The sequence below is a fragment of the Stenotrophomonas sp. STEN021 genome (assembly GCF_056760175.1).
The window spans coordinates 1-14,932 of sequence record NZ_JBRREH010000106.1 but is presented as its reverse complement, the minus strand read 5'-3'; the positions used below and the strand labels follow the sequence as shown (position 1 = coordinate 14,932).

Genomic DNA, 14,932 nt, shown 5'->3' with positions numbered 1-14,932 from the left:
GCACTACCTGGGCCTTACCGGGAAAGCCGCTGCCGAGCATGGCTCGGCACTACCTGGGCCTTACCGGGAAAGCCGCTGCCGAGCATGGCTCGGCACTACTCCAGCCGGCTCTTCCATCCCGGCCAATCCGCGTTTGGTCGCCCTTTTCCGGGTTTCGTCGCAGGCCGCTTGCAGCCTGAACGGCGGGGCCTATGCTCGACCCCAATCCCCACGGTGACTGCCCCATGTTCGCCAGCCTCTTTCTTGGTTTCCGCATCCTCCTGGCATGGGCGCTGACGCTTATCGCCGCAGGCTTCCTGTGGAGCGGCCTGTTCAGTGGCATGGACGAGCCGCCGGGCTGGATCTTTGGCCTGCTGGCGATGACGGTGATGGTGTTCAATCTCAGCGCCATTGCCGGCCACGTCCGCCGCGTTTCGCTGATTGCCGACCGCCTGGACACGCAGACCCTGGGCAATCGTCACCGGCGCCAGGTGGAGCTGCCGCTGGATGCCGCTACCGCGTTCGCGTTGCTGGAGCAGGTGATCGGGCAGATGCCGCGCATCGAGCAGTTCGAGCGTTCGGCAGGCACCCTGCAGCTGCGTGCTACCCAGCGTCGCGCTGACCCCTACGGTGATCGTCCGCCGTCACGCTGGAACCTGTTGGCTAGGCTGGCAATCAAACGTAACCAGATCACCGCACGCGTTACCCCCGGGGTGGATACCTGCAGCGTGACGCTGCTGCTTGAGCCCGATGCCGGTGCCTGGGTCGACCTGCTGTTGCTGGATGAAGGCAGCAATTACGAAAACGCTGAAGCCATCACTCATGCCCTGAGCGGCAAGGTCGCCCAGCAGCGCCGCGAAGAACGCGAGCAGGCTGCACGCACCGAGGCCGAAAAGGAGCTTAGTGTCGCCCGCTTGAACCTGCTGCATGCACAGGTGGAGCCGCATTTCCTATACAACACGCTGGCCAATGCACAGGTGTTGACCCGCAGCGACCCGGCGCGCGCCGAGCAGATGCTCGGGCACCTGATCCAATACCTGCGCAGCTCCTTGCCGGGCATCGACCAATCGGTGTCCACGCTGGGGCAGGAGCTGGAGCGCGTGCAGGCCTACCTGGAAATCCTGAAGATCCGCATGGGCTCGCGACTCAACCTGCAGATCGATGTTCCCGAGTCCCTGCATGGCGTCAGCCTGCCGTCGATGTCGCTGCAGACCCTGGTCGAGAACGCGATCAAGCACGGGCTGGAGCCCAAGAGCGGTGGCGGCACGGTGTGGATACTGGCACGCGAACTGGACGGTCAGCTCACGATCACCGTTGCCGACGATGGCCAGGGCATCAGTACCGACAACAGCGGCACCGGCATCGGCCTGAAAAACCTGCGCGAACGCCTGCGCCTGAGCTGCGGCGAACAGGCCACGCTTGCGCTGGTCTCCAACTTCCCCAGCGGCATGGCCGCCACCATCAACCTGCCCAAGTGTGTTGCTTCGCCGCCGCCAATGGCCACTGCCGCAGCCGCCGTCACAAAGGTGGACAACGCGCCCGTGCAGGCAACAGTGAACATACCGGAGCTGCCACGTGCATCTTGAAGCGCTCATCGCCGAAGACGAACCGCTGCTGCGTCAGGCGCTTGTGGCCCAGCTGCAGCGGCTATGGCCGGAGCTCGATATCGTTGCCGAGTGCGAAGACGGTGCCGCCGCACTGGAAGCATTGGAAACGCATAAGCCCAGTCTGGCCTTCCTTGATATCCGCATGCCGGGTATCACCGGCCTGGATGTAGCTCGCGCGCTGCAACAGCTGAGTCCGCAGACTGAGGTGGTATTCGTCACCGCCTACGACCAGTACGCGATCAGTGCGTTCGAGCAGGGCGCGGTGGACTACCTGCTCAAGCCGGTCAGCGATGAGCGCCTGCTGGCTACCCGTCAGCGTGTGCTGGCGCGTCGGCAAACCGGCAACGCCGATCCTGGCGTGTTGGAGCGTCTGCTGCAGCAGCTGGCAAGGCAGCCTGCCGCGCCGTTGGCCGCGCCGCCGTTGGCCTGGATCACCGCCAGCAATGGCCGTGAAACCCGCTTGGTGATGCTGGACGAAGTGCTGTATTTCCGCGCCGACAGCAAGTACACCGTGGTGGTCACCGCCGAGGAAGAACTGCTGCTGCGCAGCTCACTGCGTGAGCTGACTGCTGCGCTGGACGCCAACAGTTTCCGGCAGATCCACCGCGCCACCATCGTCAACATGAAGGCGGTAGCAGCGGTGAGTCGCGATGACAGCGGCCGCGGCGTATTACGGCTGAAACAGCGCAGTGAAACGCTGGTGGTCAGCCAACCCTTCATGAGTCTGTTCCGCGGCATGTGATGCCGCCCCCGCTTGCCGGAGTATTGCCATGCATTACCTGACAGTTTTGATCGGCAGCCTGCTGTCGATGCTGGGCATCCATGAAACCCCCGGGCAGACCTCGGTGACCCGCATCAGCGGTGAACAGAGTCTGCTCAGCCGCACCACCGTGAAAAATGGCATCAGCCGCTTCCAGTGCCTGCAGAGTGATAGTGGTCGCTGCAATTATCTGCTGTACCGTGAGCATTGCAGTGGCGCAGCCGATGCACAGCTGTGCCGGCGTGAAAGCCTGGGCGAATTTGTTGTGGTGGTCGGCACCACCCGTCAGTTGAGTGGCCTGCCCAGCGGGTATTCCCAGCAGGTCACCCTGCAGAAATAAAATCGCCGCGACAAGCGCGGCGATGGGTTTCAGGGAGCGCGACGGGCTCAGAACGCAGGTTGTAGCCGCAAGCCATCGTCGCCGATGTGATTGAGCTTGCCGACCAGCTCCGAATGCTGCCGCATGCGGCCCAATTCACGCATGATGCGCACGTCTTCATGGCGCAGCTCGCGGGTGCTGGTGACGGCTTGCTTGTAATCCAGCACTTCCGGGTAGTGCTTGGCCATCTCCAGCGCTTCGGCCACTTCATCCACGCTGTCGGCATCGGAGCTGATCCGGGCGCGGCTGTTGAAGGCCTTCATCCAGCGCTCGAAACCGGCGGTATGGTCGAACATGTTGGCCATGAACCAGATCACGAACAGGATCGACACCCACGAGCCGAGCACGATCACCACGCGGGTGAAGGTGATATGGAAGTCATCGCGCCACAGGTAGTTGGTGATCAAGCCCAGGATCAGCAATGACGATGCCTGCCACAGCACGATCGAGGCCATCAGCCATTGGCACTTGGCCTTGGCCAGCACCGACACTTCCTCGCGTATCTGCTGATCGCTCAGGTTCTTCCAATGATCGACCTGTTTCTCGAACGGGCTGTTGTACAGCTCGTTGTCTTGCAGCAGCAATCCCAAACCTTTGAACAGTGCGATCATGTTGAGCTCCTTGCAGATACTTGCTGGAACGAGCGACGGATGCAGGTTGAAGCGGTCAGGCAGGCTCAGTTCTAGCACTTTCGTCGTGCTTGGCAATGGGGGCAGTGCGAAGAATTGACCGACGGTGTTTGCCGCAACGCTGTTACAGCGTGGAAATTTTGCGGTGCGTCATCGTCCAGGCCGAAGGACGTTTCAGTTTTCCTTGAATTTTTTGCTGCATCCGCACATGAGGTTTCCCTGGCTAGCCACGGGCCTTGACGGCGGCTGTACGGGGGCCGGATCGACTGCTCAAGTCAGCCAGCTGCGCAGCCGGACCGGTACGATAGGCGCCATGTCATCCCTGTTCAGCCCTGTCTCCGCCGCCGCCACCGCCCATATCCGTCGCTGGGTGCTGGACGCCTTTCCACGTAACCAGAATGGCGTTGAGTACGACACGCCACTGGGTGATCCAGGTTGGTTCGGGCCTGGCAGCGTCACCTGGCGTATTCATTCCGAGTTCCCCGGCATGTTGGCCGGCGGGCTGTGCGCGCTGATGCTGCAGCTGCTGCACCCGCGGGCCCTGGCTGGCGTCTATGACCACTCCAACTTTCGCGAGGATCTGGTCGGGCGGCTGCGCCGCACCACCAGTTTTGTGGCCGGTACCAGCTATGCGCCGGCCGCCGAGGTCGAGAAGTTGATCACCAAGGTTCGGCGAATTCATGCGCAGGTGGTGGGCGCGCTGCCCGATGGCCGGACCTATGCCGCCGACGATCCGCAACTGCTGACTTGGGTGCATGTCACCGAAGCCTATGGCTTCCTGGAAGGATGCCGGCGCTATTGCCGTGAGGTTCCGGCCGCTATTGCCGATCGCTACTACAACGAATACCGGCGTGTGGCCGAAGCGCTTGGCGCGCGCGATGTACCAGCCAGCGAAGCACAGGTGCGTGAGTACTTCCAGGCACAGCAATCGCAGCTGAGCATGGATGCACGTTCGCGTGAGGTATTGGACGTACTCAGTGAAGTGCGCTTGCCGGTGCCCCTGCCGGGCGTGTCGCGCGATGTGTTTCTGGCGGCGGGTGCGGCCTTGTTGCCGGACTGGGCGGTGCAATTGCTTGGCCGTAGTCGTGGTCAGCAATTGCAATCGGTGGTGGCGGCGCGGGTGCTGCGCAGCGTGGCGCCGTTGTTCCGGATTGCCTTGAACGATGGCATTTCGACCCGCGCCTGCAAGCGGGTAGGGCAGGACCCAGCGGTGCTCTCGGCCTGGCCCGCTCTGGCGTAGTGCCGAGCCATGCTCGGCAGGGGCGTTACCAGCAAAAGGCGACCCCTCCCCAACCCTCCCCTTGGCCTTCGGCCAAAGGGAGGGAGCGCAAAGCCACTACCAGACCTTCACCCGCTTCTCGGGCGCCAGGTACAGCTTCTGGCCTTGCTTGACCTCGAACGCCGGATACCACGCATCCACATTGCGCACGGTCAAGGCACGGAACTGTCCCGGTGCGTGCACATTGGTCAGCAGCGAATTGCGCAGCGCCTGCTCGCGCGCCTTGCTGCGCCAGGCCTGGGCGAAGCCAAGGAAGAAGCGCTGGTCCGGGGTGAAGCCTTCCAGCGTCTGCTCCTGCTTGCCCTGCAGTGACAGGCGATAAGCGTCATAGGCCGTGCCGAGACCGGCGACATCGGCGATGTTCTCGCCAAGGGTGAGGCGGCCATTGACGTGTACGCCCGGGAACGGCTCGTAGCTGTCGAACTGCATGGCGAGTGCATCACCGGCGGCGTTGAACTTCTTCAGGTCCTCCGTCGTCCACCAGTTGTGCAGCTTGCCGGTTTCGTCGAACAGCGCACCGGCATTGTCGAAGCCGTGGCTGATTTCATGGCCGATGACCGCGCCGATGGCACCGTAGTTGATCGCATCATCAGCGGCACCGTCGAAGAACGGCGGCTGCAGGATTGCCGCCGGGAATACGAGGCGGTTCTCCAGCGGCACGTTCATCGCATTGATGGTCTGCGGCAGCATCGCCCATTCGCTGTGGTCGACCGGCTTGCCGAGTTTGGCGATGTTGCGCTGGTAGTCGAACAGCGAGGCGCGCTGGGCGTTGCCCAGTGCATCGTCCGGCTTCACGTCCAGTGCACTGTAGTCGCGCCACTTGCTCGGGTAGCCCATGTCCACCTTGAGTCCGGCAACCTTGGCCTTGGCGTGCGCCTTGGTTTCCGGCGACATCCATTCCAGCGCATCGATGCGTTTGGCGAAGGCGGCGATGATGTTCCTGGCCATTTCATCGGCGCGCGCCTTGGTGGCGGCATCGAAGTGGCGCTCGACGTAGATCTTGCCAACGGCCTCGCCAACCGCGCTGTTGGTCTCGGCCACCGCACGCTTCCAGCGATCGCTCTGCTGTGGGGTGCCGCTCATCGCGGTGCCATGGAAGGCGAAGTGGGCATCGGCGAAGGCCTTGGGCAGGTAGGTGGCTGCCTCATCCAGTGCGTGGAACGCCATGTAGTCCTTCCAGACATCCAGCGGCTCGCTGGCGACCAGCTTGGACAGGCCGGCGACGGCCTTGGGCTGCCAGACGATGAAGTCCTGCTGCGCTCCCAGGTTGGCGCCTTCCAGGAAGGCCTTCCAATCCATGCCCGGTGCCTTGCTGGTGAGGTCGGTTTGCTTCCAGGCATTTGCGCCCTTCTGCACGTCGTTGGTTTCTTCCTGGGTGGCGTGGGCGCGGGCGATCTTGGTTTCCAGCGCGACGATGCGCGCTGCCTTGGCGGCCGCATCCTTGTCACCGGACAACTCCAGCAGCTTGGCTACATAGCCTTCATAGGCCTTGCGCAGCTCGGCCATGCGGCCGTCCTGCAGGTAGAAGTCGCGGTCGGGCATGCCCAGGCCGCCCTGCACCAGATAGGGCGCATTGCGATCGGGCTGCAGCAGATCCACTGATACCCACACGCCGAACAGGTGCGGGGTGTAGAAGTTGGTGGCGTTCAGCAGATCCACGTCGGCGCGCATGCTGGCGCCCAGTGCCTTGGCCAGCGCCGGCTTGTCGGCTATACCGGCAATGGCCTGCAGTGCCGGTTGCAGCGGCGCGGTGCCGCGCGCTTCGATGCCGGCTTCGTCCATGAATGCGGCGTAATAATCACCGATCTTGCGGACTTCGCCGGGGTTGGCTTTGCCGGCCTCTTCCATGATGGCGCGGGTGTCGGCCAATGTTTTCTCGGCGATCACATTGAAACTGCCATAACTGGAGCGATCGGCCGGAATTTCGGTGCGCTGCACCCATTGCCCATTGGCGAAGTCGTAGAAGTTGTCGCCGGCAGCGACGCTGCGGTCCATGCCGTCGGCATCGAAGCCAAAGCTTCCCAGCTGTGGTTTGGCGACGGCGGTGGCGGCCGCCGGCGTTGCGTTGCTACCAGCGGCGGGCGCGTTGGCGTTTTTTTCGCAGCCACTCAGAGCAAGTGCGGTGCCGATTGCCAGTACCAGGAGAGAACGTTGCAGAGCCATGACGGTATCCGAAGGATGGGTGTGACAAGTCTAGACCTCGACCTCCGTTCAGAAAGATATTGATTCTGGCACTTGACGAATGTGCACAAGTACGGGGAATGCGAGAAAATTGGTCACGCACTCTTCACGCCGATGGTGATTGTGCTGCATGCTTGAGCGAACACGCTGCAGATGGTGTCTGGGGAGACATTGGCAGGGTGGAGTATGTGGTGTTCGCATGCGACCGTTGCAGGTCCCCACCTGCCGGTTCCTAGTTGTAGTGATGCCAGGACCAACATACGCAATGCCAGCTTTCCGCCTACTGCTACGTTGGACTCACCGGTGACTCGGACGCCGGCTCATCCATTGCGGGTCATGATCATTGCCGGTGTGGCGGTGGGTTTGCTGTTGGCGGGCGGCATGATCAGCATGTTGTGGAACGACCGCAACAGCCGGCTCGAGGCGGCGCAGCGGCAGTCGGCCGCGCTGGCCAGCGGCAGCAGCCGCCTGTTGCGCGCGCAGCTGGTGACCTGGGAACGCGCGTTGCGCGGCACCGCCAGTGATACGCGGGAGTTCTATCGACAGGTGCCTGATCAGGCGCCTGCTTTGTTTGAGGCCAGCCTGCGTGGTGTGTTGGAGCGCAACCAGGACCTTGCTTCCATCACCTTGGTGGATGATCGCGGCGTGCCGCTTTCGGCGGGGGTGGGTGATCTCACCTTGCAGAACTGGGTGGTTCCGGAAAACCGCCTGCTCAATGGCGGCCTCTATCTTGGTGCCCTGGAGCAGACCGCCGACAAACATTGGGTGCTGCGTGCCGCCTTGCAGGTGCAACCGGGCCAATGGCTGTTGACGCGGGTGCGGCTGGGGGCGTTCCAGGAGGTGGTCAGCGGTCTGGATCTGGGCCGCGATGGCACTGCCTCCATTGGCAACCGGTACGGGCAGTTGCTGGCCCATAGCCGAGACCCGGGCAAACTGGTGGGCAACAAGCTGGCGCGGCCGATGAAGGTTCTGCAGCCGTCGCCGAGCGTTCTCAAGCGCGGTGTGGTGACCAGTCCGTATGACGGTCAACGCCGCATCGCCGCGGTGAGCGTGCCGACCGACTTCCCGTTGAGCCTGTATGCGTCGCTGTCCTACCGCGAGGTGATGGCGGGTTGGTACCTGCTGCTGTACGCCTCCATCGGCATCTACCTGCTGTATCTGGCCGGGTTCGCCTACTTGTTGTACCGCGTCGATCGCAGTGCCCGTCACCAGCAGCAGCTCAGCGAAGAGTTGCAGGCCGGCAATGCCGAGCTGGCTTTGGCACATGAAGTTGGCAAGGTTGGCACGTGGTCCATCCATGGTGAAAGACCGATCGTGTATTGGTCGGCGCTGACCCAGCAGATGTTGGCCGTGGCCGGGCGCAGCACCTCGCTGGAAGGGTTTCTGGCGCGGGTGCACGAGGAAGACCGCGCCTGGTTGAAGGACATGCTGGTGCGCGCGCTGGCCGGCAAGGGGGCCTTGAACGCGATGTTCCGGTTGCGCAGTGGCGATGGTTCGTTGCGCTGGCTGTCCGCGCGCGGCGAGCTGGTCAACGATGCAGGTGACAGCAAGCGCCTGGCGGGTGCGGTGGTCGACATCAGCGAGCGGGTCAACACCGAGGCGCGCGCGCAGGAAGCGCAGCGCCAGTTCCGGCTGGTATTCGATCGCAACCCGGCGCCGTTCTGGATCTTCGACCTGATTACCCTGCGCTTCCTGGAAGTGAACCAGGCCGCGATCGACCAATACGGCTATAGCCGCGACGAATTCCTGGCGATGTCCATCCTCGACATCCGGCCTGCGGCGGAGTGGGATGAAATCCGCCAGAGTGCAGGACGCGCCTTGAGCGGCGAGCTGCTTGGCCTGCAGGTCAGCACCCATCTGCGCAAGGACGGCAGCGCCTTCCACGTGCAGGGTCACTTCGCCAAGCTGGAGTTCGCCGGCCGCAATGCCTGCCTGGTGCTGGCTGAAGATGTCAGCCAGCGGCTGCGCTACGAGAACGAACTGGCCTACCGCGCCAGTCACCATGCCGGCACCGGCCTGCTGACCGTACGCGCGCTGTCCGAGCGCCTGGATGCAGGCAGCCGCGGCTATACCATCGCCCACGTGCAACTGCGTGGTCTGCAGATGATCACCGATACGCTGGGCCGCGATGCCGGTGAGGAGGCGCTGCGCGCGGTGTCGGTGCGGCTGGGGGGCCTGGCCGCCCGTTATGGCCTGCTGGCGCACCAGCCGGCCGAGGACTTCGTGCTGGCGATCGAAGGCGAGGGCGATCCGCAGATGGCACTCAATGCCTTGTTGGCGGCGGTGGCCGAGCCCATCCGTGGCCGCGATACCTATCACCAGCTGGAAGCGCGCATCGGCGTGGCCAGCTGCCCGCAGGACGGCGAGCTGGCCGAGCAGGTACTGGGCCGCGCCGCGCAGGCAGCGCACGCCGCGCGCGAAGCTGGTGTGGCGCTGTTGCACTTCCACAGCGGCATGGCGGCGCATTACACCGAGCGGCTGCAGCTGGCCGGGCGCATCCACATGGCGATTGATCGCGGTGAATTCCTGCTGCACTTCCAGCCCATCATGGATGCTTCCGAGGGCAGCCCGGTGGCGCTGGAGGCCTTGCTGCGTTGGCCGCAGGCCGATGGCAGCTTCATCGCGCCAGCCGATTTCATCCAGTTGTGCGAAGACACCGGTCTGATCATCGCGCTGGGCCGCTGGGTGATCCACGCCGCCGCGCGTGCGCAGAAACAATTGTCTGCCGCCGGCTGGCAGCACTTGCCGATCGCGGTGAATGTGTCGGCTGTGCAGCTGTTCAACAGTGACCTGGTCGGCGAGTTCAGCCGTGCGATGCAGGACCACGGCCTGGCTCGCGGTGCGCTGCAGATGGAGCTCACCGAGAGCGTGCTGATGCGCAATCCCACCCAAGCGCTGCAGACCCTTGGCCACCTGCACGCCAATGGCGTGGGCGTGGCGCTGGACGACTTTGGTACCGGCTTCTCCAGCATGTCGTATCTGCAGCATCTGCCGCTGGATTCGCTGAAGATCGACCGTGGTTTTGTCAGCGATGTCGAAACCAATCCGCGCAACGCTGCCATCTGCCGCGCCCTGCTGTCATTGGGCCACAGCATGGGCTTGTCGGTGATCGCCGAGGGCGTGGAGACCGAGGGCCAGCGGCGCTGGCTGGCCGCACATGGCTGCGACCAGGTGCAGGGTTACCTGCTGGGCCGGCCGATGCCGCTGGAGCAGGTACTGACGATGCTGGCAGACAGCCGCTCAGTCTGAGCGAGCGGCGTCCTCGTCCAGGCATTCGACCAGATAATCGATGAAGCTGCGCACCTTGGGTGCCAGATGGCTGCGGCTGGTATAGACCGCGTAGATGCCGATGGCAGGCACCTCCCACTCTGGTAGCACCGGCACCAGGCGGCCATCGGCCAGTGCCTGGTCGATGATGAAATCGGGCTGGGCGATGATGCCCATGCCGGCGATGGCGGCTTCGCGCAGTACCTCGCCGTTGTTGGCGCGCAGATGCGGCTGCAGCGCGATGCTGACCTCGCCTTGCGGCCCTTGCAGCTGCAGCGTCTCGCCGGCAGCGGAGTAGGTATAGGACAGACACTCGTGGCCGGCCAGATCCTGCGGTGTGGCGGGCGTGCCGCGACGGGCAAGCAAGGTAGGACGGTGCCGCACACAGACGGATGCGGACCTGGGCCAGATGCCGGGCGATCAGGTTGGGCGCAGGCTGGCGGGTGATGCGGATGGCCAGATCGAAGCCTTCCTCGACCATGTCCACCAGGCGGTCGGACAACTGCAGATCCAGCTCAACCTGCGGGTAACGCGCGCTGTAGGCCGGCAGCAGCGCGCCAAGGCGGGCGATGCCATAGCTGACCGGCGCATTGATCCGCAGCCGCCCCGAAGGCTGCAGCGCCTGCGCGCCGACCGAGGCCTCCAGCTCATCGAACTCGGCCAGCAGTTGCACGCAGCGCTGATAGTAGGCCGCGCCCGTGCTGGTGGGGCTGACCCGGCGTGTGGTGCGGTTGAGCAGGCGGGTCGACAGGCGCTTTTCCAGCGCGGCGACCTGGCGGGTGACGGCGGCGGTGGAAATGTCCAAGGCGTCGGCGGCGGCGCTGAAGCCGTTGCGTTCGACCACCGCGACGAATACCCGCATGGCATCGATGGTGTCCATTGTTTCCATTTCCGCAATAAAACGTTGCTGTCGAGATTATTTGTTGCCGCTGCCCCAAGCAATAACCTGTGCGCTCTCCAAACCTCGTCAGGGAGCCCACGATGAGCAGTCAGCTGCCTTCCCTCTACATCTCGCATGGTTCACCAATGACCGCCCTGCAGCCGGGGCTGGTTGGCCCGCGCCTGGCCGAGCTGGCTGCCGGGATGCAGCGGCCGCGCGCCATCGTCATGGCCTCGGCGCATTGGCTGCGGCGCGCGCCGCAGGTATCGGCGGCAGCCCGGCCGGAGACCATCCACGACTTTGGCGGTTTCCCGGAAGAGCTCTACCAGCTGCAGTACCCGGCACCGGGTGCCCCGGCGCTGGCCCAGGACGTGGCCCAGCGGCTGGCCGATGCCGGCCTGCAGCCGAGCATCGATCCGCAACGCGGGCTCGACCATGGTGCCTGGGTGCCCTTGCGCTACCTGTACCCGGAGGCCGATATCCCGGTGCTGCAGGTCTCGATTCAGCCGGGGCTGGGCCCGAAGCATCAGTTTGCGATGGGCCGTGCGCTGGCGCCGCTGCGTGAGCAGGGCGTGCTGCTGGTCGGCTCGGGCAGCATCACCCACAACCTGCATGACTGGCGCAATTACCAGGACGGCAAGGAGGCGCCGTATGTGCGTCCGTTCATTCAATGGGTGGAGCAGAAGCTGGAGGCCGATGACCTTCCGGCCATGTTCGACTACCGCCAGCAGGCGCCGTTCCCGGCGCAGGTGCATCCCACCGACGAGCATCTATTGCCACTGTACTTCGCGATGGGCGCGGCCGGCAGCGATGAGCTTGGTGCGCAGCGGATCGATGCCGGTATCGACATGGGATTCCTGGCAATGGATATCTATCGCTTCGACGGAAAGGCCTGATGAAGCTTGCAGGCAACAGTTTGGCGTGCAGGGCAGGGACCAGCGCTGCACGCTGAGTGATCTGGTGCTGGCGTGATGCGATTGTGAGCAATGATCAAGCACATCGACATCAGCATCGCCTGATTGCTGTGGTAATTTCCCGGTATTCATCCGCCACTGCCAGTGTCGGCAGCCTGCTGTCGTGGTAGTGAATCCGTGGAACGGGCATGCACACGATTGAAGTAGTTCTGGCGATGCTGGTGGCGGTTGTCGCCAGTGGCTATCTGGTAAGAATCCTCCCCTTCTCATTGCCGTTGCCTTTGGTGCAGATCGGCTTGGGCGCGCTGATTGCGGGTGTGTTCAATCGCGGCCATGCGCTTGAGCCGGACATGTTCTTCCTGCTGTTCCTGCCGCCGCTGCTGTTTCTGGATGGCTGGCGCATTCCCAAACAGGGCCTGTTCCGCGACAAGGGCGCGATCCTGGAACTGGCGTTCGGGCTGGTGGTGTTCACCGTGCTGGGTGCCGGTCTGCTGATCCACTGGATGATTCCATCGATGCCGTTGGCAGTGGCGTTCGCACTGGCCGCGATCATCTCGCCAACCGATCCGGTGGCGGTCAGCGCGATTGCCTCACGCGTACCTATTCCCAAGCGGCTGATGCACATTCTGGAAGGCGAGTCGCTGTTGAACGACGCCTCCGGTCTGGTTTGCTTCCGTTTTGCGGTGGCGGCGGTGATGACCGGCTCGTTCTCGCTGGCGCAGGCATCGCTGACCTTCCTGTGGGTGGCCTTTGCCGGCCTGGCCATTGGCGTGGCGGTGACCTGGGGCGTGTCCACCTTCCAGCGCTGGTTGTGGCGCAGTTTTGGTGAAGAGCCCGGCGCTGCGTTGCTGGTCAACCTGCTGATTCCGTTCGCCGCCTATCTGCTGGCCGAAGAACTGCATGCATCCGGCATCCTTGCTGCGGTCGCAGCTGGCGTCACCATGAGCTATGTGGAGCTGACCGGCCGCATCAGCGGCAGCATGCGCGTGCAGCGCAATGCGGTGTGGAACATGGTGCAGTTCAGCTTCAACGGCATCATCTTCGTGCTGCTAGGTGAACAGTTGCCGGGCATTGTTGAGCGCGCGATCGAGACCATGTCAGTGACCGGTCATCACAGCGCCTGGTGGCTGCTGGTTTATGTATTGGCGATCAATGCCGTGCTGGTGGTGTTGCGACTGGTCTGGGTGTGGCTGTCGCTGCGCTGGAACCTGCTGCGGGCGCGGATGCGCGGCGAAAAAGAAACGACCAGTACCTCATGGCGGGTGGTGCTGGCGATGTCGGTGGCCGGTGTGCGCGGCGCGATCACCTTGGCCGGCGTGTTGACGTTGCCACTGATGGTGCCCGGTGGCGAGCCGTTCCCGGCGCGTGATCTGGTGATCTTCCTGGCCGCTGCGGTGATTCTGGTGTCGTTGGTCGCCGCCAGCCTGATGCTGCCGCGTCTGCTCAAGGGCCTGGAGTTGCCCAAGGACGACGATAGCCGGCGCGAGGAAGATCTTGCCCGCAGGGCCTCGTCCAAGGCGGCCTTGGCGGCGGTTGAGAAAGCGCGGCAGGCCTTGGTGGAAGGCCAATCCACTGGTGCCGTGCAGCTGCTCAATGACGCTGCGGCGCGGGTGAGCCTGCTGTACCAGCGCAATCTGGAAAAGGGTCAGGGCCCGGATGAAGACCCGGAGAAAGTGCGGCGCATGGAGCAGGCCTATCGCAGCCTGCGTTCGGCCGGCTTGAACGCCGAGCGCGAGGAGCTGTTCCGGCTTACGCGACGCGGGCAGGTGTCTGATGAGATCGCGCGCAAGCTGATCCGTAATCTGGACCTGCTGGAGACGCGGCAGCGGGATTGAGGGGGTGTTGTGGGGTTCTTCAGCTGGAAGCTTCCCCTCACCCCAACCCCTCTCCCGTAAACGGGAGAGGGGCTTTCAGAGCGCAAGCAATCCCGCTTTAGCCCCTCTCCCGCTCGCGGGAGAGGGGTTGGGGTGAGGGGAAGCTCCTGGCTGAAAATGCAGCCTTTGGCTCTTAAGCGTTCTTCAACTCAAGAAAATACGGCTCAACCGTACCCTTGATCTTCAGGGTCATCGGGTTGCCACGGCGGTCGCGGGCCTTGCCGGCCTGTACGCGGATCCAGCCTTCCTGCACGGAATACTCTTCCACGTCATCGCGCTCGATGCCGTTGAAACGGACGCCAACACCACGCTGCAGGGCTTCAGCATTGTGGAACGGACTCTGCGGGTTGATCGCCAAATGATCGGGAGGGGTATCGCTCATCGTGATTCTTGGGTGCAGGCCACCGTGGCCGACTTCTGCCGCACAGGATAACCGCTGTGGCCAATGCTTCGTGCTTCGAGCGCTTCCGTTGGCAGCCCGGGAGCGGCAGAATGCGCGCCAATACGTAGTGGAAAACCGCCCCATGCCTGACAACAGCGCCGATTACGAAGATTCCGACGAACTGCGCCCGGATTTTGACGAAGACGACCACCCTGCGCGGGTCTGGAACCTGCTGTGGCTGATAAATCCCGGTGATGAAGACGGGGCGCTGCAGCAGTTCGACGCCTGGCGCGAAACGCGCGCCGGTGCCGAGGATGACGCCAGCGACGAGCAATGGCTGTGGGATCTGAAGGACGCCATCGATTGGCGTTCAGGTTTCTATGTGGATTGGAAGGACACCGATTCCTTCGTCGCCGCGCTGGACGAAATGGCCGCGCGCTGGAATCTGACCATCGCCTGGGGCGGTGACTTCGATGATGAAGACTTCACCGACGACCTCGACGTGCCGATGTTGATGACCACCGCCCATGACCGCTTGCGCGAACACGGTTACACGGTGTGGAACTGGAATACCGGTGGCGACGCCTACGCAGGCTGGGTGGCACTGAGCCGCGACGACGAAGCGATGCTGGCACTGTGTTCGTTGCTGGGTGTCGAAGTCCGCCCGGGCAGCGATCCGTTCTAAGCGGGCTTTTGTAGGAGCGGCGTTAGCCGCGAGGCCCGGAAAGGGGCAGCGCAGTGGGTGTGGGCCACCGCACGGGATACGAGCGTGGGGGGGGGTGGGGGGGGCACAGAACCCGG

At 63.8% G+C, this 14,932-nt stretch carries 11 protein-coding genes and 1 pseudogene; 8 read left to right on the top strand and 4 right to left on the bottom strand.

Annotation, left to right across the window (positions count from 1 at the left end):
* The first annotated feature begins 224 nt into the window (after positions 1–224).
* From ACVOL0_RS18295 to ACVOL0_RS18285, 3 genes are read left to right on the top strand one after another with little or no spacing between them, the layout of a single operon-like run.
* Positions 225–1,565, top strand: a complete 1,341-nt coding sequence (locus ACVOL0_RS18295; RefSeq protein WP_481550284.1) for a histidine kinase — start codon at positions 225–227, stop codon at positions 1,563–1,565.
* A complete protein-coding gene (locus ACVOL0_RS18290) occupies positions 1,555–2,328 on the top strand; it encodes a LytR/AlgR family response regulator transcription factor (RefSeq protein WP_481550283.1) in 774 nt (257 codons plus the stop codon). Before ACVOL0_RS18295 ends, ACVOL0_RS18290 begins: the two co-directional genes overlap by 11 nt.
* A 28-nt stretch (positions 2,329–2,356) precedes the next feature.
* Positions 2,357–2,686, top strand: a complete 330-nt coding sequence (locus ACVOL0_RS18285) for a hypothetical protein (RefSeq protein WP_481550282.1) — start codon at positions 2,357–2,359, stop codon at positions 2,684–2,686.
* 47 nt (positions 2,687–2,733) lie between these two features.
* On the opposite strand, the gene ACVOL0_RS18280 is transcribed toward ACVOL0_RS18285, so the two are convergent.
* The gene (locus ACVOL0_RS18280) at positions 2,734–3,336 is read right to left on the bottom strand and encodes a hypothetical protein (protein WP_481518011.1); all 603 of its coding nucleotides are present in this window, start codon (positions 3,334–3,336) and stop codon (positions 2,734–2,736) included.
* 331 nt (positions 3,337–3,667) lie between these two features.
* Here ACVOL0_RS18280 and ACVOL0_RS18275 point away from each other — a divergent pair, with 331 nt between their 5' ends.
* Positions 3,668–4,594 carry an oxygenase MpaB family protein gene (locus tag ACVOL0_RS18275; protein ID WP_481550281.1) on the top strand — a complete coding sequence of 309 codons (927 nt, stop codon included), beginning with the start codon at positions 3,668–3,670 and terminating at the stop codon, positions 4,592–4,594.
* Positions 4,595–4,690: 96 nt separating this feature from the next.
* Here ACVOL0_RS18275 and ACVOL0_RS18270 read toward each other — a convergent pair whose 3' ends face one another.
* Entirely contained in the window at positions 4,691–6,796 is a 2,106-nt protein-coding gene (locus ACVOL0_RS18270; protein WP_481550280.1) for a M13 family metallopeptidase, read from the bottom strand.
* A 354-nt stretch (positions 6,797–7,150) separates the two neighbouring features.
* Here ACVOL0_RS18270 and ACVOL0_RS18265 point away from each other — a divergent pair, with 354 nt between their 5' ends.
* Positions 7,151–10,063, top strand: a complete 2,913-nt coding sequence (locus tag ACVOL0_RS18265) for a bifunctional diguanylate cyclase/phosphodiesterase (RefSeq protein ID WP_481550285.1) — start codon at positions 7,151–7,153, stop codon at positions 10,061–10,063.
* Here ACVOL0_RS18265 and ACVOL0_RS18260 read toward each other — a convergent pair.
* Positions 10,055–10,961, bottom strand: a pseudogene (locus ACVOL0_RS18260) (LysR family transcriptional regulator). The gene ACVOL0_RS18265 and the pseudogene ACVOL0_RS18260 sit on opposite strands and share 9 nt — an antisense overlap.
* A 101-nt stretch (positions 10,962–11,062) precedes the next feature.
* On the opposite strand from ACVOL0_RS18260, the gene ACVOL0_RS18255 reads away from it, so the two are divergent.
* Together ACVOL0_RS18255 and ACVOL0_RS18250 are read left to right on the top strand one after the other, a co-directional pair.
* Positions 11,063–11,857 (top strand): DODA-type extradiol aromatic ring-opening family dioxygenase, encoded by a 795-nt coding sequence (locus tag ACVOL0_RS18255; protein WP_481550279.1) that lies wholly within the window; start codon positions 11,063–11,065, stop codon positions 11,855–11,857.
* Positions 11,858–12,063: 206 nt separating this feature from the next.
* Entirely contained in the window at positions 12,064–13,710 is a 1,647-nt protein-coding gene (locus ACVOL0_RS18250) for a Na+/H+ antiporter (RefSeq protein ID WP_481550278.1), read from the top strand.
* Positions 13,711–13,882: 172 nt separating this feature from the next.
* Here ACVOL0_RS18250 and ACVOL0_RS18245 read toward each other — a convergent pair whose 3' ends face one another.
* Entirely contained in the window at positions 13,883–14,131 is a 249-nt protein-coding gene (locus ACVOL0_RS18245; RefSeq protein WP_481517905.1) for a DUF3297 family protein, read from the bottom strand.
* A gap of 142 nt (positions 14,132–14,273) precedes the next feature.
* On the opposite strand from ACVOL0_RS18245, the gene ACVOL0_RS18240 reads away from it, so the two are divergent.
* Positions 14,274–14,816 carry a DUF6630 family protein gene (locus ACVOL0_RS18240; RefSeq protein ID WP_481550277.1) on the top strand — a complete coding sequence of 181 codons (543 nt, stop codon included), beginning with the start codon at positions 14,274–14,276 and terminating at the stop codon, positions 14,814–14,816.
* Positions 14,817–14,932 lie beyond the last annotated feature (116 nt).